The organism is Halarchaeum rubridurum, assembly GCF_014647115.1.
Lineage (GTDB): Archaea > Halobacteriota > Halobacteria > Halobacteriales > Halobacteriaceae > Halarchaeum > Halarchaeum rubridurum.
Genome location: NZ_BMOO01000009.1, coordinates 1 through 20442 on the forward strand (window position 1 = coordinate 1; position 20442 = coordinate 20442).

A 20442-nucleotide genomic window follows, 5' to 3' on the forward strand; every position below is an offset into this window, starting at 1 on the left:
TCGTATGGTGCGAAGATGCGATGTTTGATGAGCGGGCGAATCCCGAGGTCACGAAGGGATTCGCGGAGCGACTGCTTGTCATAGCCTTTATCGGCGGCAAGAGACCGCAGATCGCCCGCATTCCGGCGGGCGATCTGCTCAGCGAGGTCTGCATCGCTTCCTTCCCGAGTCGTTGAGCAGTGAATGTCGAGGACGGCTTGAGAGTCTGTATCGACGAGTTTCGTGACTTTTAGCTTCTGTACGCGATAGCTCGTTCGCTGGCAGTAGTGGCGGCTCGCAGCCGAGCGTTCGTAGAATGTGGCGTCGATCGCGCCGTGTTTCGAGGGGTCGTGCAGCTGCGCCGACTGGCGCAGCAGCACTCGGCAGACGCTCATACTGATCCGGTCGAATGCTTTACACAAGGTGGAGGGCGAGGGGAGATCGGCCGCGTTGAGGCCGATCTCCCCGGTTATTTGTGGCATCTCCTTCAACAGGTCAATCGTCATTCGGTAGGACGTGTCGAGGTAAATCCGCAGACAATGCAGGGAAACAAGGGCATAGTCGGCGAATCCGCCGCCACCTTCCGGGGCGGCGGATTCGTCTCCATCACCGGTAACAACTTGGGCAATCGGCACAATCTCACCAGTGAAGCGGGAGATTTGTGTCATAGGCAACCGAATCTCTCCGCTTCAACTCCTTTGATTTAGCGCCCCACCCCGACGCCGTCTAATGATTCAACACAGCCATTAGACCCGACAGCAGTAGTCTGTTCTGTGGGGAATGTAGTGGGAGGTTGCTCGTTCCACGACGGATCGTGGTCGTCGATTAACTCCGCCTCTTTTTGTCCGTGTGATTCCGTCTCTGTGAACCACAGTCCAACTTGACCTCCATTACGAACGACCTCGAGAATCGCATTGTTGATTCGGCAGTTTGTCCCTTGACCACCTTTGAAACAGTTCCTCGGGGAGATATTGGAGTAATCTGCTTGGATCCGGCGGTGGAGGTCTACGGTTTTCCCGATGTACACGACTTCGTGGTTCGCAGTGAAGATGTAGACTCCAGGGACGTCCTTGTAGTCGGAGGTGTCGGCATAGAAGTTACAGAACGGTCCCCACCCATACTCGTGAAGTGGAGTCTGGTCGGATTTATTGTAGCGAGGCTGCGGCATCTTGAGGTCGACCTCTCCTGCCTTGTTCCGCTCCAAAGTTAGTGTGTCCACAAAGTCGAACGCCTCGGGGAGCTCGGAAATGTCCATACTTGGACTTGGCAGACAGCTGTATAATAGGTGGGTGTATCAGGCGTCTAGCTTGACAAAAGTCGGTACGCAAGCCCACTTACCGGCTGCTTCACCGTAGATAGTATGTGACCAAGAGGATTTCTACAAAGCGAAAAAGGCTCGAATCGACCGATTAGAGCTCGGTCGGGGGCAGAAGATCACAGAGAACAGCTGCTTGGTCAAGAAGTGCGTCGAAGAGCCGTTCAGTCGGTCGATATAGCGCGTGGTGTTCATCAACAGAGTATGGGGTTTTCTCATCATCTGTGTGTGAGAGAAATCCGCACTCGAGAAGCGGAGCAAGGGTAGTATCCAGCGCAGTTCCGGAACGGCCAGATTCGGCTTCAAGAGTGTGTCGAGGGAACTCAGAAAGGAACCGCGTACAGCAACTCAGGACGTGAGCACGTCGATCAGCGAATAGTTCGTTGAGCGCAGTACGATGGGTACGTGTCCAATACTCATCGAGTTTGACGTATGTGCGAACGATAGGGGAAAGCTCGTTCAAGGAACCATTCGCATGGACGATGCCAAGGTCGTTGAGCGCATGTTGGTCTTTGGTGTCCAGAGACTCGCCGAGGGGATGGAGAACAGTTTGAAGCGCCTCGTGGTACCGCGAAGTGAGGAATTCCCCGACAACAACGTGGGCGTTCACGATATTTCGAGTTGGGTGCATTGACTCGTGGTGGTCGGGGTTTCGGTGGTCGACGTGGGTTCGTGGATAGCTCATAGAGCACCTTTTCCAACGTGGTGTTGAGCATTAACATTCCGAGCAGTCAGGCTCGAGACTGCAGCTGGGTAGGTTTAACCAACACACCGCCGTCAATACGGCCGGGTGTTGGTTAACACGAAGTACGCTCGATTCAGGAACTATTCTCGGAAACAGGATCCAAACGGAGACTACTCGGGACTGTACCGGGATTGGAGGGGATCACATCGAGTTTCCTGAAACGCGGAAGCGACACGCCGCGGCTTATCGGGAATGTGGACCTTTAGTCGAGTATGGGAGAACACTCAACGTCGAACCGATTGACGGTGGACCAGCCGACACGGGGAGCCGACCGGAATCGGTCCCTCGCTGACCAGGCCGATCCGGCTACGGACGGGATGTTGTTGCCGTCACTCGGCGACGGCATCACGCTGCTCGACATCGAGGGAGGCCGCGGCGTCCCAATCCTGCAGTCGCTCGTACTCGACCATCTCCTCCTGCACGACGGGCCCGCCTTCTGGGTCGACGCAAATGGTCACGCGACGACGACGACACTCGCTCAGATCGCGCCCAGTCAACGGTTGCTCAACCGAATCCACGTGGCACGCGGATTCACCGCCTACCAGCACTACGGCGCCGTCTGTAGTCTCCCGTCAGCGGTGAATAAGGTAATCCAGTCGTCCACCGCCGGTTCTGGGGCGGCCGGTCGAGGGGAACCAAGTCGTGACGAGGACACGTCGCCCCACACGCCCGCCCTCATCGTCGTGCCGGCCGTCGACGCCCAGTACCGCGCCGACGATACCCTTGGCGAGACTCACGCGAAAACCCTCCAGGCTCGAACTCTCGCTCGGTTGGCAACCTACGCCGAGGGGTACGACATCCCGGTGCTCGTTACGCGAAACGAACGAAACGAATTCACCGAGCCAGTCGCGACGGTCGCCGACCATCACCTCGAGTGTGAGCAAACCCGGATGGGGCCACGGGTCGTCGGCGAGGACTTCGAGACGCTCGTCTATCCCGTCGACGACGGCGCGTACTACCAGACGACGTTCGCGTACTGGCGGCAGCTGCTCGCGGCACGCGCCACGCAGGTCGGCGTGGAACCGACGACGCCGGCGCCGTCGACGCCGACCCCGGAGGGCGTCGGAACGGGCGTCACCGCTGACGGTGAGACAGTGGCGGCCACCGCCGACCCCTTGCTCGACGCGTGGACCGCGACCGGGACAGGAGGCCGATAGCGATGGGGCGGACGAACCCGACATACCGGGATGCGCTCCGGGCCATCGAAGAGCGCTGGGCGGAGTTCCGCCGGGCACTGCGGCGTCGCGACCAGCCGCGCTTCGACCGGCTGTTCGAGTACGCCCGCGAGCACGCCGACGCGAGCGGGCTGTTGAACCACCAAAATCCGCTGCTGCCGGCGCTGCTCAGCATCGATCTCGAACAGGAGGCCCGCCTCGACGACCACGAAGAACGTCTCGAGGAGCTCGAAGCCGCGGTCGCAACGAGCGATGACCAGGAGGCCGCCCCACCGGACGCGAACCCGTGACGATGCCGTTCAGTATCGACTTCCTGGACGACGGCCGCGTCCTGGAGTGGGAGGCAACTGCCGACGGCGCCGTCGCGACCGAGCGCGATGATACGTAGGGAGCGGAGCCAATATCTTCAGGGGTGGTCTGAGCGCCAATATGGCCTGGTGGCTCTGTTGAAACCCTCAAGGACTGACAGGTATCGCGTGCTGAATATAGAGGGTGAGTTCAGCATGGCGAGTCCGTTCATTTCACCACACTCTACTGAACCATCCGCTAGAAAGGGAGTGCTTATTGTTCAATGAGTTGTTCTTGCTCTTCGAGGGTTTCTTCGTGGTCTTCGACAGCATCTTCTCGGGCCTCTGTCTCTCCACTGAGGCGGCCTGACAGTTCTTTGAGACGGTCTCGTTTCCCATAGAGGACGAGTGTGTCTCCGGGTTTCGTCTCCACATCTGGTTGCGGCGCCCCGATGTATGAGTCCTCCCGGCGGATGCCGAGTATCGACACCCCCTCGCTCGGTAAATCCAGTTCAGTAATCGTCTTCTCAGCCAGCCAATCCCCCGCCTCGACATCCACCTCCGCCACACGATACTCGCGTTGCAACCCGAGCAACTGGACATAATCCGTGACCTCCAACTCTGTTGTCTTACTAAGTGCCCACTCAATAAGTGGTGTGACGAGGCGGTTGAACCATCGGCTTCGTGCGAACAGGACGATTACACCGACACCACCGAGAATGTACAGTAATCCCAACAGGTTATCGCCACTAGTACGCGTGAACGAAAGCACAAGCGACGAAATCGCACCGATGATTCCAATGCTGCCGAGCCGAATGAGCGCCTTCACGGTCTTTCGGCGGCCAGCCGTGGTGACAGCCTGTTCAGCCTCTTCGGTCGTATATCCCGCTCCAGAGAATGCTGACGTGGCCTGAAAGGAGGCCACATCCGGTGAGAGGCCGTTCATCTCCAGCGCGATCGAGCCAGTACGCACAATCAACAGTGACAGCGCGAAGATGATCAGGAGTGACAGTATTGGATACGTGGCAACCATACTTCGATGTGAGTTCCCGTATTTGTAAACGTCAGCACTCACACGAACTACACGCTCTGTTCTGAGCAATCCGACTCGCACATACTGGATGCTGTGCCAGTGACCGATTCGCGCCCTCTATTCAGCATGATTGCAGAGACCTCACCGAACACTGTCAAGAGTCGCGTGCTGAGTATAGAGGATGTAGTCAACAGAATGGCAGCTTCAGAGGAATAGTCACCAGTTAGTTGGCCCTGACTCACATGCACGGGATAACGGAACGCCATACGTCCGAACGCCGGTAGCCGTCTCCCGCTTGCCGCTGATAAATTTATAATGCTACACATTATCACCTATACTCGGGGAGAGACATTATGGTACCACCATTTCATCTTAGTCCGGGATCGCGGATTATTCAGATCCGACGAGCGGACCCGACTCCGGATACAGTCGAACCACAGCAGTTGCTGTCTGGAGGGTATTCATGAGCGACGAATCCGAGGACTCGCCACCAGGCGTCCGATCCCAGGACCGGGCTGCTTCCGGCGTCCCGGCAGCGGGCTGGGCACTCGGTGATCGCTTCTCATGGAATGAAATCCATCAAAGGCTGCTCGCGTCCGCCGACGAGGAAATCGCCAGCACGCTCTCGGAACTGTTTTTCAGCGGTTTCACCGCCGGCTTCGCGATCGTCTTGACGTTCATCGGCTACACGGTCGGGACCGCGACGTTCCCAAACAATAGATTCCTCGCCGCAGTGCTGTATCCGATCGGGTTCATGTACATCATTCTCGGACGGTACGAACTGTACACCGAGACCACTCTCCCACCGGTCAAGCTGGTGCTGACCCGGTTGGCCAGTCTCCCCTTGCTGTTACGCATGTGGAGCGTTGTCCTGCTGGCGAATGTCATCGGTGCCGCGTTCGGCGCGTTCATCCTCGCAAACACGCACGTACTTACGCCGGCAGAGATGGAGGTCGGAGCCGAATTCCTCCAGCACGGCCTCGAACTGGGCTGGTGGGACCTGTTCTTCAAGGCCCTGTTCGCGGGGTGGCTTGTTGCTGGCGTGGTGTGGCTCCATACGGCTGCGCGAGACACGATCTCGCGTGTCGTAATCACCTATCTCGTCTTCTACACGATTCCCGTCCTCGGCCTGTACCACGTCGTGAGTTCGGGCGCTGAAGCACTCTTCGTCGTGTTTCTCAAGACGCCGAGTCCGGGGGTACTCACCCTGATTTATGAGTTCTGGCTTCCGATCCTGCTTGGCAACACGACTGGTGGCGTCGTATTGGTCGCGCTCGCGAGCTACGCGCAAGCCGTGAGACGCCGGTATCCGGAGATTCGGGTTCTGTCGAGCCGGGAGATGCTGTTCAGTTTGAAAGGCGGTCGCCCGTTCGAAACGCCGAGACCGGGCATCCAGTTACCGGAAAACGGTGGTGGACCCGAGGAGGAATCCGACACAACTAGGTGACGTTGTACTATAGACAACCTGCAACTCTCCATTTTGTGGGGTGGTGCTGAATATGCGCTCTGTATTCAGCACGGCCTCAGTAAACTATCAGCGGCAGAGAGTTTCAATAGAGCCGGCCTGGTCTATTCACTGACTACGACTCGTCTGGACGTTCCACCGCTTCCAACCCCGCTTCGATCACCTCTCGATACGCCTCACTCAGACTGTCCATATCGGCAGCCTCCTTGTAGTCCTTCACGCGTCCAGCCAGCGTGTGGCTGATGTCGATGTTTGGTCTCATCGTCCAAAAGACCTTTACTCGTAAAAGGACAAGAAACTGTTGTCGTGAGGCGAACCAACACCTTCGCGGTCAGACCGCTTACTGACGGCGACGAGCGGCTACTCCGCGAATTGTTGGACGCCTCCGCCAGTCTCTGGAACGAACTCAACTACGAACGTCGCCAACAGTTCTTTGATGGCAACTCAGTGTGGGACACCGCCGACTACCGGAAACAGTACGTCGGTGTCCTCGGCTCAGCCACCGCTCAACAAGTAATCCGCAAGAATAAGTCGGCGTGGAAGTCGTTCTTCGCTGCCCGTGAAGACAGTGGGGATGCCGCTCCGCCCGGTTACTGGGGTAGCGAAGACGCTGGACGTGAGCTGCGTACGTTTATCCGGAACGACCAGTACACGCTTGAGTTCGGCGAGCGGAGTCGAGTCGAGATCCCCGTAGGGCAAGACTTGAAAGAGAAGTACGGACTCGGATACTACGAGCGACTCCGTCTGGAACTTGTTGGGAGCCGGAAGTGGGACGGCGAGAAAGGGCAGTTGGAAATACAGTACGACGAAGTGAGCGACACGTTCAGAGCCTTTCAGCCCGTCACAGTACCAGATTCGAAACGGGATTCACCACTAGCCGACGAATCGGCTGCTCTGGACGTGGGCGCAAACAACTTCGTCGCCTGTACGACGACGACCGGCAAACGGTTCCTCTACGAGGGTCGCGAGTTGTTCGCTGACTTCCGTGAGACGACCGAAGAGATCGCCCGTCTACAATCTAAACTTCGCGAGGGTCGGTACAGCAGTCAGCGGATTCGCCGACTGTACCGTAAGCGAACGCGTCGCCGTGACCACGCGCAGGAAGCACTCTGTCGTGATCTGATCGAACGGCTGTATGATGAGGGCGTAGCAACGGTGTATGTGGGCGACCTCACTGACGTGCTCTCGACACACTGGCACCCAGAAGTCAACGAGAAGACCCACCAGTTCTGGGCACACCGCTCGTTTGTCGATCGTCTCAAAGACACTGCCGAGGAGTACGGAATCTTTGTCGAAGAGCGGTCAGAGGCGTTCACGACGGCAACCTGTGTCGAGTGTGGCGAGCAGGTGGAGACAGAGCGGTATGGCGACGTGTTTCGGTGTTCGTGTGGACACGAGAGCCACGCTGATCTCGACGCCTCACGGACGTTTCTTGAACTGGAGACTGGCACTGAATTCGAGACAGGGTCGATGGCATGGCCCGTGCGCCTCACGTGGGACGACCACACTTGGTCGGAGTCACCACGCTCTCCCGAGAGGGCCAGTCCCAACGAGGAGCGCACAGACCGGAGTACCGGCGACGGGAAACTTGCCTCCGTGGGGACGGTATAACCACAGCCTCACCGGAGGAATCCCACGGTTCAGCCGTGGGAGGATGTCAATACACCCCACGCTTCTACGTCTTCCCTCACGCCCCAGAGGCTGACCTCGACCTTACGGTCCCTCAGTCGGTGTACGACCAACATCCGTCGTCGACGTGACCGAGATGGTTGCGAGAGAGAACATCGTTCTCTGAAATCCGGAAGTGACACGCCATCGGTTATCCGGAATACCACCTATTTGTTCTACAGGAATGCCGTTCACAATCGACTTCCTGGACGAAGGCCGCGTTCTAGAGTGGGAGGCGACCACCGACGGTGCCGTCGTAACAGAACGAGACAAGTACACCCCACGCTTCTACGTCGCCGCTCGCGACCCTGATGCCGACCTCGACCTCACGATACTCCAGTCAGTGTACGACCAGCACCCGGACGTCGTCGCGACCGAGATGGTTACGCGACGCCCCGGCTTTCGACGAGACGAGGAGGCCGTCCTCGCCGTCGACGTCGTCCACATCAACCGCGTCACTCCACTCGCCCGGCAAGCGCGTCAGCTGTCGGACTATCCAGTCGGAGATCTCGCCTGTTTCAACGTCGACTTTTCGCGAGAGTTCCGATACTGTCTGGAGACCGGCGCCGATCCGACGCCGGCGAGCGAGCTGTCGACGCTCCGGCTCAGCGTCCCGGTGACCGAAACGAGCAACGACGTCTATGGGGAGCTGTCCGTCGCCGGCGACACCGTCACCGGCTCGCCGACGGATATCCTGACCGCCGTCCAAGGGGCGCTCGACGCACACGATCCGGACGTCTTGGTCTGTTCGACGAGCGAGATCGTCCCGACCCTGTACGAGATGGCGACGGCCGCCGGCGTCGACGACTTCTCGCTGAGTCGGTGGCCGGGCGTCGACTACCAGCAGCTCGCGAGTCGGTCGACGTACTCGAGTTACGGCCGCGTCGGTCACTCGCCGGCGCGGTACAACGTCCCCGGGCGGGCGATCATCGACGAGTCGAACACGTTCTTCTACGGGGAGACGAACCTCGACGGTGTCCTCGACCTCGTGTCGCGCTCGAACAAGCCCGTCCAGGAGCTCGCGTGGGCGTCGATCGGGAACGTGCTGACGGCGATCCAGATCTGTGAGGCCAACGACCGCGGTGTCCTCGTCCCGTGGAACTCCTGGCGACATGAGTTCTACAAGCCGATGGGGACGCTCCATGACGCCGACCGCGGCGGGTTCATCTTCGCGCCCGAGGTCGGCCTCCACGAGAACGTCCACGAACTCGACTTCTCCTCGTTGTACCCGAACATCATCTGTACCAGAAACGTCTCACCGGACGTCATCCGGTGTAGCTGCCACAGCGACCGCGACGACGTCCCCGGCCTCGGGTACTCGATCTGCGACGACCGGGGCTACCTCGTCGACGTGCTGCAGCCGATCATCGACGCTCGCGACGAGATCAAGGCGGCCATCCGTCGCGAGAAGGAACGAGACGACCCCGGCGAGGACCGGCTGGCGGAGCTCGAGGGACGGTCGGGAGCGCTGAAGTGGATTCTCGTCGCCTGCTTCGGCTATCAAGGGTTCAGCAACGCGAAGTTCGGCCGCATCGAGTGTCACGAGGCGATTAATGCATTCGCTCGTGAGATTCTGCTGACGGCGAAACAGCGACTGGAAGCTGGTGGCTGGCGCGTCGTCCACGGCATCGTTGACTCGATCTGGGTGACGCCCGACCCCGACGTCGACGACGATGACCGAGAGGACCTCGGGACGCTCGCGACGGCAATCACGGAAGAGGTCGAGATTCGGCTCGAACACGAGGCTCACTACGACTGGGTGGCGTTCGTCCCGCAGCGCGAGAGCGACGCCGGCGCGTTGACGAAGTACTTCGGGAAGGTCGCCGGCGACGACGACTTCAAGATCAGAGGCATCGAAGCCCGACAGCGTTCGACCCCGCCGTTCATCGAGGACGTCCAGCGGGATTGTCTTGACCGGCTCGATGCCACGCGGTCACCAGACGCTGTGGTCGGGTGTCTCGAACGAGCTATCGACGAACTGCAGGCGGGCACCGTAGCAGTAGAGCGGCTCGTCGAGCGGAACCGTGTCTCGAAGCCCCTGGAGGGCTACTCACAGAATACCCAGAACGTGGCCGCCTTGAAGCGAGCCCGCGAGCAGGACCTAGCAGTCCACCCGGGCCAGGATATCGAGTACGTGGTCGTCGACGACGACAAATCCTCGCGAGACCGGGTCGCCCTCGCCCACGAGGAGATCGAGACCTACGACGCCTCGTACTACGAGACGCAGCTGGTCAGAGCGGTCGAGAGCGTGCTTTCACCGCTCGGATGGGACCGCTCCGACATTCGCCGGGAGCTCTCCGGTGAGAGGGACGCCGTTTTGACCTCGTTCGGAGCCACCAACGAACTGTCGTAGTGGACCTCACCCCTGGTTTCCGTCGTTTCGAACCAACCCCACGTTTCCGACGTAATTTTCGACCCCCCTCGTTTCCGTCGTTTCCTCACGCCCCACCCCGGATTTCCGTCGTCCGCACCCACTCAGTAGTAGGGGGTCACTACTCGCGAGTCCAGTCCTGCATCCGGCTGTCCTCGAGGATCGTTTCGCGGACGACCTGGGGATCTTCGATGAGTCGGTTCTGGAGGTGGATGCCACCCGCACTCCCCTTGTTGATCTTCTCGATTTCGACAACCCCGAGGAAGGCTTGCTCTTTCAGGATGTCGCGGAATCGGCGGACGGAGAGGATATCCATATCGAGATGGTTGCAGATACGTTCGTACTGGTCGTACACCCGGCTCGTGAGGAACGCATCGTCGTTGCTGTTGACACTCAGCTCCGTGAGCGCCAGCAACGCCGCCTTCGCCTGCGTGGGTGCGCCGTTCACGAGTTCTCTGAACCGGTCCTTTTCGGCGTGCTGCTGTGCCTGGCGGACGTGTTCCTCCGTCACCTGCTCTGCCCCGGCCTCGTAGGCGACCTCGCCGGCGTGGCGAAGAATGTCGATCGCCTTCCGAGCGTCGCCGTGTTCCTGCGCGGCGAAGGCCGCCGAGAGCGGAATCACGTCCTCGGAAAGGACGCCGTCCTGGAAGGCGTCCTCACGGTTGAACATAATCTCCCGGAGCTGGTTGGCGTCGTATGGCTTGAAGAACAGCTCCTTGTGCTGGAAGCTGCTTTTCACACGCTCGTTCACGTTGTCGACGTACTGGATCTTGTTGCTGATCGCGATGACACCGACGCTACAGTCGATTTTTCCCGCCTCCTCAGCGCGCGAGAGCTTCATCAGCACGCTGTCGTCGTTCATCAGATCGATCTCGTCGAGGATGATGATCACAGAATCAAATTGAGCGTCGAGCGTCTTCCAGAGGAGTTTGTAGTATTTCGACGTACTGAGGCCGGTATGTGGAACGGAGATTCCAGTCGAAGATTCATCGTTCAGCTTCGCGGCCAGTGAGGAGATTGCTTGGGTCTCGGTATTGTCTTCAGCACAGTCGATATACGCTGTTCCAATCTCGACGCCATCCTGAGCGGCATTTTGAGCTCGTTGACAGACGTGTTTTGAAACGAGAGATTTGCCGGTCCCCGTTTTCCCGTAGATCATCACGTTTTCCGGGGAGTACCCGTGGACAGCACCGTTGAGACGTTTCGCGAGCTTCGAGATTTCCTCGTCGCGACCGACGATCCGGTCAGCCTCCGGCACGTGGCCGATTTTCAGGAGATCCTTGTTCGCGAAGATTCGATGCCCGGATTCAAAGAGTGGATCGTCGACAGAACTGGGTGAAGAGTCGGGCGTCATTGAATATCACACGGTGTGAGCGGGGGGAGTATAAATCTAGTGGAGAACGCCACCCCACGTTTCCGACGTTCCTTGTCCGATATCAGCCGGAAAATGCCGTCATTCGGTGGAATTGGATTGCTGACAATATAGCCGTGTTTCCGACGTGAGAGAGGAAACCCGTAGACGGAAGCATCGCCTCGATGTCGAATTCCGAACCCACACATCCCACGTTTCCGTCGTAATCACCGAACAGATGGGGAGGGGACTCGAAGAAGACGTCCACGACGAGATACCAAAGACGAGAGCCGCCTATCCGTCCAATACTGGCCGTCTACAGAAGCAGCTGGAAAGGATCGTTTCATCTGAGGGGGCGAAGACTTCGCCCCCTCTTTGGTCGAAGTACACTTAATGAACGTTACTCAGCTATACCACTTTAATCTATGTGTTGCAGAAATTAGTTCATCTCTAGATTATTAGTTCATCTCTAGATTGGTTCTAGGTCAACAGAATTAGTGGCTGTATAGCACTATCGTAGCCTCTCCCTACGCCCTCGTGGAGAAACGACGGAAACGCGGGGGGTGTGGTCCCTTCGAAATCAGCGTCACCCCCTCCACCAACATCCAGTTACGACGGAAACGTGGGGTGGGTGTCCTCCATCATTGAGTTTTACTCGTCCGGGTTGACGGGCCATCCATACTCTGCGGCATCTCGTCGAGTTCTGTCCTGAGCAAGGTATCTTCCTCCGGACCTGTTCTCAGAGCAATTTCGGACGAAGCGGGACGCCTTCCCATCTGGTGTGACAAGGCTCACAGAGCGAGACTAGATTCGATGGATTGTGAGCAGCTTCGACCTCATCCTCATCGAACTCCGCGAACGGCCGAATATGATGTACTCGCGGCGTATATCCGAGCTCGTTTTCGCTACGACCACACCCCTGGCAGGTTCGATTATCTCGCTCTAAGACCTGTTCACGCCGCTCTTTCCATAGCGGTCCATAGTTCGGGGTTGATTCCCAATCGTAGGTAGCTGTCTCCTGCTGCCATTCCCACTGACAGTCCCGACTGCAGAAATGGCGATCAGCTGATTCGATATCGTACTGAATCCGCCCGATTGTCTCGCCGCAGTTTGTACATTCTGTCTGTGGACGATTTTCTATCTGCCATCGTCCCCTACACTCGTTGCTACAGAACTGGTTTGTCTGATCGTCTTTGAGATTCCACTCGTATTGTTTGAAATCCGTCCCACAGTAGTCGCATTGGAGGACGACTCTATTGTCCTTTTGTTCAGACCGCCAATTCCCCTGACACGTCTTATCGCAGAAGTGGTGCTCTGCACGCTCCACTACCGACGGAGGTCTTGAGATTGTCTCACCACAGAAATCACACTCAACTTCGATGGGCATGGGTCGGCCTTTCGCCGCCCATTAGCAACCGGCATCACTGATGAATGTCCGGGGCTATTCGTCCGGGTTGACCGGCCCTTTATATTTGGACTTCACTGAATCGCCCTCCCGCCACTGCCAGTAGTAGTAGCGGTTGTCGTTGATCTCCTTGATCGTGATCGTCGCTTTGGCAGGGACGTCGTCCGGGAGATCGTCCGGTCGCTCTTCGACCTCTTCTTGATCTGCCGACTCCTCGAGACGGGCCTCTCGTTCCTTGTGCTCGGCGAGCGCTTCAGCGTACGTCGCAACGTCTCGGAGCTGCTCCGGGTCCGACTCGTTGAGCGTGTTGACGATCTCCGTCGGGAGGTTCGCCGGTGGGGTCGGGGGTTCGTAGGACATCGGCTCTTCTCGTGTTAACCAACACGCCCCACGAATCCATAGTTTTGTTGGTTAAGTCGATGGAGACAGTTCTCGCGACCGCTGACTGTAACACTACTCGAAACTTCTTTATATACAAGTTTCGTACTATGTTACACCGTGCTCCGGCGTATCGAACTCGAGGTCCTCGCCACGGTCGACCGCGGCGACACGATCTCCGAACTCGCGACGAAGCTCAACCACAGCGAGAGCTACCTCTCTCGTGCCGTCGCCGACCTCGTCGAAAAGGGACTCGTCTACACGGAACGCGACGGGCGGCGAAAACGAGTCGTTCCGTCGGATGCTCGCGCCGTCGAACTCTACCGGGACCTCGTCCGCCAGCACTCCCACATCGACTTCCCCGAACTGCTGACGGGCAAGGCACTCGAGGTGCTGTACTACCTCGACCAGCCGCGAACCGTCTCCGAAATCGCTGACCGGAGCGACAACTACCGCAACACGGTCAACCGCGTCCTCAAGCGGTTTCGTGACCGTGGTCTCGTCGGGACGGCCGACGGCCACTACGAGTTCAACGCCGACTTCGACCGCCTCCACGCGTTCGCCCGTGAACTCGCACACCAGCTGCATCGCCAGCGCCTCGAAGCCGTCGCCCCGAAGGGGACGATTCTCTGGGAGGGCTACGACGAATTCCTCGCGCAGGCCGAGAAGGAGATCGACGCAGAGGGGTTCCACGAAACCGGCCTCGCTCGATTCGCGGCCTTCGACCTCCAGTTCCTGCTCACCGGCCACCGCTACTACGTCTACTCCGAAGACCTCGACGCAGTCTCGCCGGCGGAGCTCTGCTGTCACACGCTGCTGATCGACGACGGCAGCCGCCACCGCTCGTACTGTCTCCTCCTGCTCAGCCACGTCGACGTCGACGAGGAGGACCTCCGAGAGCAGGCGGCGAAGTATGGCCTCGAAGACGAAATCGACGCCTTGCTCCGCTACCTCGAGACGCACGGCGAGGTCGACGACGACCGTCTCCCGGAGTGGGACGAGTTCCAGGAGCTAGCGGCTGACTACGAGGTGCCACTACCACAATGAGACCAACATTCGGACGCGAGTACATCGAGAACGAATTCCAGCGAATCAGAGACGGGCTATCTGAACCGCTCACGGTCTACCTGATCGGTGGTGGCGCGATGTCGCTGCGCGACCTCAAGGGGGCGACGAAAGACATCGACCTAGTCGTCCCGGATGGCGACGCGTACGGTCAGCTGTGGGCCGTCCTGATGGACCTCGGGTATGCGGAGGTCCAGTCGCTGGATCCAGATTATCGGGCGCTGGGGGCAACGAGCTGCGTCGAGAACGACGATGGGTGTCGCCTCGACATCTTCAACCAGCAGGTCGCGAACAAGCTCGTGCTCACCGACGGCATGCAAGAGCGCAGCGAGCCGTTCCTCGACACAGATCGACTGACGGTCCGGCTGGTCAGCAACGAGGATATCTTCCTGTTCAAGGCAATCGCAGGCCGCGACGACGACATCGAGGACATGAATATGCTCGTACAGGCCGGCCTCGATTACGACGTCGTCCGGGAAGAACTCGAAGCCCAGATCGAACGCCTCGGTGACGATCAGTTCGCCACGTTCGCGAACGAGGCCCTAGTCGAACTCGAGGAGCGATACGGGGTGACCACGCCGATCGAAGACCGCGTCCAGGAGCTCACGAATAGGTACTACCGGGGGCTCGAAGTCCTCCAGGCACTCGACGAACCGATGACCGTCGACGAACTGGCCACGGAACTGGAGCTGGATACCGACGAGGTTCACGACCGGATCGCGTATCTCTCAACGTTCGACCGGGTCCGTCGAGATGGCGACACAGTCCATCCCGTGGAGTAGCTCAATCACTACCTACGGGGAGGGAAGGCGGCCGTCTGGTCGGGGAACGCGGCCCCGTTTGATCCCGTGATTGTGATGGGGTACTTCTTTATGCATCTCTATTGGTTGTGGGATAAGGAGCTGGAACGACGTGAACCAAGAGCTGACACCAGCGGACATTCGAACATGGGATTCAGTTTCGGCGGTCCGTCAAACGTTTAATGAGCTTGGCTTCGGCCCAAACCGCATCGATTGGTTTGGAGTCTCGAGCACTACTACAGACGATGTTTCTGAGATCAGTTTTGAATTTGAACAGGATCTATCCTGTGCGATAATCCTACAAGAGGATCTTGAAGACGCGTGGTTGGTCGGACACATTCCGAAACCAATTGGCACACCGTCGATCCGGTATCATCAGTTCGAACCAAGAGTAGATTCAAATAACCGGGCGGAACTTCGAGAGACGCTTGATCGGCTCAACGCTCTGGATCCAGAATCACCGCGCTCAAGATTTGACGCGCTCGCGAAATCTGAATTGAACAGCCGGTTTTCGAACCTGTTCTCGAACCTTATCAAGGACGTTGCGAAAAAAGTAGACCACGAGATCCCTGATTCAGCAGGAAATTCTAGGTCTGTTGCAAGATGTCTGGTTCTTTCTGCGCTGCGAGCAAAGGTAATTTCAGAAAAATCGAGTAACTCTAGTGTTAGTTTCGTTGAACGTTTTCAAAACACTGCGTTTCCCGCCTCCACCTCGGTTCCGGAGACGATCAAACCATTGCGGCAGTCCTTAAGCAATCAGGAAAATGGTTTGTCATTTGTGTCCGATGAGACGGTTCAGTTGCTCTGTGATCGATTCGAAAGTGAGTTTAACAGGTTTGATTGGTTATTGACAGACAGCGGGTGGGGTGGTTTGGATGAAGTCACCGCACATACCATCGGCGTGGCGCTTGAGCGCCACTTGACAAATAAGCAGGGGGAAACCTATCAAACGCCTGCAGAACTCACGACGAGTATCACAGCTGAAGCGGTTGAATCCGCTGTACTGGAACGAATAAACACTACTGTCTCCGAGACTTATACAGATCTCTCCGAAGTCATTGGCACTGACCTCACGTCTGAAGCTGATCCTGCTGATACAGATCGGAGAGAATTGAACCGAGAGCTTCTCAGTATAGTTGCTACAGATATTATTCCAGACCTACACATTGTTGATCCAGCCATGGGAAGTGGGGTATTCCTTCATTCTGCATTAGATTCGCTCGTTCGGTTGCGGAGGTACATCGCCTCTGTCGAAAATGTCCCGACTCCCACCGATTCATACTCGTATCCTTCGGATCTAGATAGTCATGGGGAGAATTCTCACCGTGTGTGGACCACTATCACGCAGAACTTATTCGGTGTTGATATTGATCCCGAAGCCGTCTCACTGACTCGTTTCCGCCTGGAGTTAGCATATCTTTGCACCCTAAATCCGGGTGAGGATCCGATTCCGCCGCGGAGCGAATATAACTTCAAGCAAGGGAACAGTATCGTCGGCAAGCCATTTAGTTCGGATCCACCACATTGGTCAAACCAGTTGCCTCTCTCCGCATTCTTCCAAAATGACGATCTGACATCTGAACATCCACACGGAACGGTGTCGGCACAATCGACCGCCAATGAGGTTCGTACACATCTGGAAGAGTACCGAAGTAATATTCAGTCTAATTCGAATCCACAAGTCACGATAAGAGAACAAATACGTAAAAGAACGGAGGCTATTGACCACCAGCTTGAATATAAACTATCCAATAATAGCGAGCATAGCGATCAAGAAGATGTCGGAGATGTAGATCCTTTCCATTGGCCACTTGAATTTCCCCTTGTCATGGAACGTGGGGGTTTCGACGTTGTCTTGTTCCATGGATCATGGTCTGAGTCTGGCCTACGCGACGCGGTCAACTCATCGACATTGGAGTTTTTAAAATCTGGGTGGCAGTATTATCTTCCCAACTCCGGTAGCTGGCGACGAACAAACGATGTGCTAGATTCGTTCTTCCTCCATCGTGCCCATGACGTCGTACGTCAAGGCGGGGTTGTCGCTTCGTTAGTTGATGCATCAGTACTGACTGCTCCCGGTTCAAGGCATATACGGCGCAGATACTTAGAAACGACAGATATCGAACGAGTAGCCACTTTTAGAAATCAAAATACCTTTGATCAGATTGATCGGAGGTTCCGTTATGCGGTTGTAGTCGCTCAAACGACGGAACAGCCGGGTACGTTCAAATTGGGATCCGGTTTCGTTACCCCGGAGGATTTGACGGATGAGCGGAATTATTTCGAATTGGATCCTGATTTCGTATACCGATTCTCCCCGAACACACAAGCATTTCCACTTTTGGAGCGCGATATTCAATATAGGGCCTTACAGCGGTTGCTTGAAGCGCCGGTTCTCCAAGATCATGAGACCGCTGAAGGTTGGTCTATACGACCATCCGGTGAATTCAATCAAACAACAGATAGTAAGTACATCTCAGAGGCCCCGTACGAGGCAAGTGACCCAATTTATCGGGGTAAGAACATATACCAGTATGCTTATCAGAATGTACCTGAGGCGGAAGTTAACCAGCCTGATCTCTGGACGATTCCCCAATCAACCGATCAAGGACTGTCAACTAGAGAATATTTGCGGGAGCAAAAGCGAACAGGAAATTCTGAGAAGTTGAAAGCAGAGTCACCACGAATTGTCTACCGACGGATCACCAGGAACACTAACGAGCGGAGTATGATTGCTTGTTTACTCCCATCAGACTATTTCCATGTGAACTCGCTCCGTGGTCTCGATCCATACTTTGGCGACCAAGGGGACTTAGGGCGTCGATTAGTCCTCTTAGGTTTGTTGAATAGTATCCCATACGATTATTTGCTACGTCAAAAAATCGCCACGTCCGTCCCGAATTATATACTATTTGAAACGCGTGTCCCGTTTGTCTCGGAAGACCACGACCTGTTTGATCCCATCAAACACCGAGTAGGGAAATTGAACTTAGTCGGGAAGCCATTTGAAAAGGAAAAGCAGAGATTAGGTATACAGGAGCTGGGGTCAGAAGAGGCAAGAAGAGAAGTTCGCGCAGAAATTGACGCGGCTGCTTTCGATCTTTATGGGTTTGAGGATTCCGAAATTGTAGGTCGCGTTTTGAACGATTTCGGATTTGTTCGCGATCCAAGAGTGATGGATTCAGAGTACTTCGAGCTCGTTCGATCCGCCTTCAAGAATGGTGATTATCTCGATGAGTCGTGAAGACTTCATTGCGGATGCTTTCAAAGAATTGAAGGAAATTATAAAGAGCCAAGAGGATGGCTCTGTCGAAATCACTCCGGGTGAAGACCGGTTAGGTGAGATTCTAGTCACTGGTACAGAAAACTATCCGGTACTAGTTGGCGCGATTGCTGCGAATTATATTGATACCGGCGACCAGCCAGAACATCTTGATCTTGCTGCGACGGTGGAGGGCTACTCTGCAGATCGCTGGGAACGTCTAGTCCATCGGGCACTAATGGATGTCGTACAGAGATATCAACGCCAACGGCCGCAAGAGGAGGGGCAGGAAAGTGCTGGCAACACATCTTCGGAGCAATCTGATTTGGATAGCAAATTGATGGATATAGCGGGGATGGCTGGAAGTGATGATCGGGAGTCGAATAGCGGAGAAGATTCGCCATTTGTTAACCCTTCAGACCAAGATGTAGTTGAACGGTTTGAATCTTCTTTAGAAGATTTAGTTGAATCTCTTGATGAACGGGAATTTGAATTCTATTTCCCATTGAATATTGGGGAATCTGTACGAGACCAGTTTTTGGTTGATGGTGTAGAAATTGAGCGTGTGGAGAATTCAGAAGTTGCATCCTTATTCGATTCAGCAGCTATTGATGACATTCTATCAGGGACAGAGACTTTTGAGGATCTACTCGAGAGCCTTGGTCTTCACCCAACCCCATACAATTCGAATTGGTACTGGCGGTGTACCATAACGGCTCCTTCCTCTGAAGAGGGTGTCACGTCAGCCCAGGACATAATCAACATTCTACTTGGGAAGATAAACTACTCGATTTTCTATAACTCTGACTTATTGCGAGAAGAGACGCTAAATGAATTGCTGGGTTCAAATCTTCCGGATGAAACTGTGATTGTCGAGAGACCGGCGTTCATATTGGTTTGTGACGATGGAGATCTCTTAGACGCGGAGATCATGTCCGCCGAATTTGGGAACCCCGTGGAACTAGACCACCAATTCCAGAGCACATACAAAGAATTGGGGCTTCAGAAATTCCCGCCTTCCTACGGTCGTCCGACAGAGTATACCCTCGCATCTGCGTTGCAAGGATTCATTTCAGCTGCAGTTGCCAATTACCCTCGTGAGTCATTTTTTGCCTATTGGAGAGCACTAGAAGATCTTTCTTTCACGGACCCTGAGGACAGCAGCAGCGTGGACGTTCTTAAACGAACTGGCCGTCTTTGCTCACTGGATAATATCACCCCTCTCTATAAACGGTTACTTGAAACTAGAAACGCGCTCGTTCACTCCGGTGGAAGTCCAACAATTACCGCGAGGGACACGATCGTCCTGCGTGAAATCTTCTTAGATGCCTTTCCTGAGGTTCGCGACTTAGAGCGTCATACATTGAGTAAAAGTAAGAACACGAATATGAATTATGTCCTCAAATATTTAGAAGACTCCAATGATATGGATCGAGTTAAAGATGATGTTAATGATAACATAGATGATCTAAACAACAGGATTGAGGAGAATAAGCGGAAGATTGAAGCGATAGATGCCTTGGAGAGTTGGAAAGACCTACAATAACCACCTGATATATAAAAGAAAGAAATTACCCAGTATGAAGCGACAGCACTCGAATGCTTCCAAGATTTTGCATCGTGAAGGATCAGAAGTCTCTGGTGAGTGGTTCTACCACGTCTTGGAACGCGTCCATCTTTTCCACACCTCACCAATTCGGTTCGTACTTCGGACAATAATTCGGTGATCGGTTCCAAGAGGTCCCGTGACCACTTGATTCGGCAGGCCTCTTTTCGGGAAGCTGCTCCCAGACGAGTGCGGTTTCGGCTACCCACTCGTGACCGCGAAAGCAGTTGTATGGATACTCCGCCGTAATGGAAATTCACTTACTCCGAGTATTCACGAATCCTCAGGCGGTGCGCCGGAGGGGTCGGGGGTTCGTAGGACATCAGCTACTCTCGTGTTAACCAACACAGCCCACGAATCCATAGTTTTGTTGGTTAAGACAATGGAGATGCGATCGTGCGTTCTCGCCGACGACCAGTCGGTCACGAACGTCGCCCGTTCGGCCCCCGTCCGGAGCGACGGCTTCCGCAGGGCCACTGAGCCGCTCGTGGAGCACTTCTGCCACCGGATGGCCTTCCGGCCACAGGTTGTGGACCA

General features: G+C 56.0%; 16 protein-coding genes. 10 read left to right on the top strand and 6 right to left on the bottom strand.

Annotated elements, in window-relative coordinates:
• The coding region (locus IEX84_RS13535; RefSeq protein WP_188873098.1) for an IS5 family transposase at window positions 1-647 on the bottom strand (647 nt) is incomplete at its 3' end.
• Window positions 648-682: 35 nt separating this feature from the next.
• Window positions 683-1234 carry a GIY-YIG nuclease family protein gene (locus tag IEX84_RS13540; protein WP_188873099.1) on the bottom strand — a complete coding sequence of 184 codons (552 nt, stop codon included), beginning with the start codon at window positions 1232-1234 and terminating at the stop codon, window positions 683-685.
• Between the two features lie 535 nt (window positions 1235-1769).
• Here IEX84_RS13540 and IEX84_RS13545 point away from each other — a divergent pair.
• The 3 genes from IEX84_RS13545 (at window position 1770) to IEX84_RS13555 (ending at window position 3504) form a co-directional block, all read left to right on the top strand.
• Window positions 1770-1928 (top strand): hypothetical protein, encoded by a 159-nt coding sequence (locus IEX84_RS13545; RefSeq protein WP_188873100.1) that lies wholly within the window; start codon window positions 1770-1772, stop codon window positions 1926-1928.
• Window positions 1929-2356: 428 nt separating this feature from the next.
• Window positions 2357-3196 (top strand): hypothetical protein, encoded by an 840-nt coding sequence (locus tag IEX84_RS13550; RefSeq protein WP_188873128.1) that lies wholly within the window; start codon window positions 2357-2359, stop codon window positions 3194-3196.
• A gap of 2 nt (window positions 3197-3198) precedes the next feature.
• The gene (locus IEX84_RS13555) at window positions 3199-3504 is read left to right on the top strand and encodes a hypothetical protein (protein WP_074878720.1); all 306 of its coding nucleotides are present in this window, start codon (window positions 3199-3201) and stop codon (window positions 3502-3504) included.
• 271 nt (window positions 3505-3775) lie between these two features.
• Here the strand turns inward: IEX84_RS13555 and IEX84_RS13560 are convergent, their stop codons facing one another.
• On the bottom strand, window positions 3776-4534 hold the full coding sequence (locus IEX84_RS13560) for a potassium channel family protein (protein WP_188873101.1): 759 nt from the start codon (window positions 4532-4534) through the stop codon (window positions 3776-3778).
• 463 nt (window positions 4535-4997) lie between these two features.
• Here IEX84_RS13560 and IEX84_RS13565 point away from each other — a divergent pair, with 463 nt between their 5' ends.
• From IEX84_RS13565 to IEX84_RS13575, 3 genes are all read left to right on the top strand, one after another.
• On the top strand, window positions 4998-5981 hold the full coding sequence (locus tag IEX84_RS13565) for a formate/nitrite transporter family protein (RefSeq protein WP_188873102.1): 984 nt from the start codon (window positions 4998-5000) through the stop codon (window positions 5979-5981).
• 324 nt (window positions 5982-6305) lie between these two features.
• Window positions 6306-7610: an RNA-guided endonuclease InsQ/TnpB family protein gene (locus IEX84_RS13570; RefSeq protein ID WP_188873103.1), complete on the top strand. Its 1305-nt coding sequence runs from the start codon at window positions 6306-6308 to the stop codon at window positions 7608-7610.
• Window positions 7611-7851: 241 nt separating this feature from the next.
• Window positions 7852-10020: a type B DNA-directed DNA polymerase gene (locus IEX84_RS13575; protein WP_188873104.1), complete on the top strand. Its 2169-nt coding sequence runs from the start codon at window positions 7852-7854 to the stop codon at window positions 10018-10020.
• Between the two features lie 139 nt (window positions 10021-10159).
• Here IEX84_RS13575 and orc4 read toward each other — a convergent pair whose 3' ends face one another.
• From orc4 to IEX84_RS13590, 3 genes are all read right to left on the bottom strand, one after another.
• Window positions 10160-11392, bottom strand: a complete 1233-nt coding sequence (gene orc4, locus IEX84_RS13580; RefSeq protein WP_049908454.1) for a DNA replication protein Orc4 — start codon at window positions 11390-11392, stop codon at window positions 10160-10162.
• Window positions 11393-12128: 736 nt separating this feature from the next.
• Complete coding sequence (locus tag IEX84_RS13585; protein ID WP_188873105.1) at window positions 12129-12776, bottom strand: HNH endonuclease; 648 nt, start codon at window positions 12774-12776, stop codon at window positions 12129-12131.
• 54 nt (window positions 12777-12830) lie between these two features.
• Entirely contained in the window at window positions 12831-13154 is a 324-nt protein-coding gene (locus IEX84_RS13590; protein ID WP_010904196.1) for a hypothetical protein, read from the bottom strand.
• Between the two features lie 138 nt (window positions 13155-13292).
• On the opposite strand from IEX84_RS13590, the gene IEX84_RS13595 reads away from it, so the two are divergent.
• The 4 genes from IEX84_RS13595 (at window position 13293) to IEX84_RS13610 (ending at window position 19845) form a co-directional block, all read left to right on the top strand.
• Window positions 13293-14219 (top strand): MarR family transcriptional regulator, encoded by a 927-nt coding sequence (locus IEX84_RS13595; protein ID WP_188873106.1) that lies wholly within the window; start codon window positions 13293-13295, stop codon window positions 14217-14219.
• Window positions 14216-15019 carry a DUF6036 family nucleotidyltransferase gene (locus tag IEX84_RS13600; protein WP_188873107.1) on the top strand — a complete coding sequence of 268 codons (804 nt, stop codon included), beginning with the start codon at window positions 14216-14218 and terminating at the stop codon, window positions 15017-15019. The genes IEX84_RS13595 and IEX84_RS13600 overlap by 4 nt, the downstream gene beginning before the upstream one ends.
• A gap of 130 nt (window positions 15020-15149) precedes the next feature.
• Window positions 15150-18281, top strand: a complete 3132-nt coding sequence (locus tag IEX84_RS13605) for an Eco57I restriction-modification methylase domain-containing protein (RefSeq protein ID WP_188873108.1) — start codon at window positions 15150-15152, stop codon at window positions 18279-18281.
• Window positions 18271-19845 (top strand): hypothetical protein, encoded by a 1575-nt coding sequence (locus tag IEX84_RS13610; RefSeq protein WP_188873109.1) that lies wholly within the window; start codon window positions 18271-18273, stop codon window positions 19843-19845. Before IEX84_RS13605 ends, IEX84_RS13610 begins: the two co-directional genes overlap by 11 nt.
• Window positions 19846-20442: the final 597 nt, after the last annotated feature.

Coding starts and splice junctions, on each gene's coding strand:
- IEX84_RS13540 (WP_188873099.1), bottom strand. CDS start 1,234: ATGGACATTTCCGAGCTCCCCGAGGCGTTCGACTTTGTGGACACACTA.
- IEX84_RS13545 (WP_188873100.1), top strand. CDS start 1,770: ATGGACGATGCCAAGGTCGTTGAGCGCATGTTGGTCTTTGGTGTCCAG.
- IEX84_RS13550 (WP_188873128.1), top strand. CDS start 2,357: ATGTTGTTGCCGTCACTCGGCGACGGCATCACGCTGCTCGACATCGAG.
- IEX84_RS13555 (WP_074878720.1), top strand. CDS start 3,199: ATGGGGCGGACGAACCCGACATACCGGGATGCGCTCCGGGCCATCGAA.
- IEX84_RS13560 (WP_188873101.1), bottom strand. CDS start 4,534: ATGGTTGCCACGTATCCAATACTGTCACTCCTGATCATCTTCGCGCTG.
- IEX84_RS13565 (WP_188873102.1), top strand. CDS start 4,998: ATGAGCGACGAATCCGAGGACTCGCCACCAGGCGTCCGATCCCAGGAC.
- IEX84_RS13575 (WP_188873104.1), top strand. CDS start 7,852: ATGCCGTTCACAATCGACTTCCTGGACGAAGGCCGCGTTCTAGAGTGG.
- orc4 (WP_049908454.1), bottom strand. CDS start 11,392: ATGACGCCCGACTCTTCACCCAGTTCTGTCGACGATCCACTCTTTGAA.
- IEX84_RS13585 (WP_188873105.1), bottom strand. CDS start 12,776: ATGCCCATCGAAGTTGAGTGTGATTTCTGTGGTGAGACAATCTCAAGA.
- IEX84_RS13590 (WP_010904196.1), bottom strand. CDS start 13,154: ATGTCCTACGAACCCCCGACCCCACCGGCGAACCTCCCGACGGAGATC.
- IEX84_RS13600 (WP_188873107.1), top strand. CDS start 14,216: ATGAGACCAACATTCGGACGCGAGTACATCGAGAACGAATTCCAGCGA.
- IEX84_RS13610 (WP_188873109.1), top strand. CDS start 18,271: ATGAGTCGTGAAGACTTCATTGCGGATGCTTTCAAAGAATTGAAGGAA.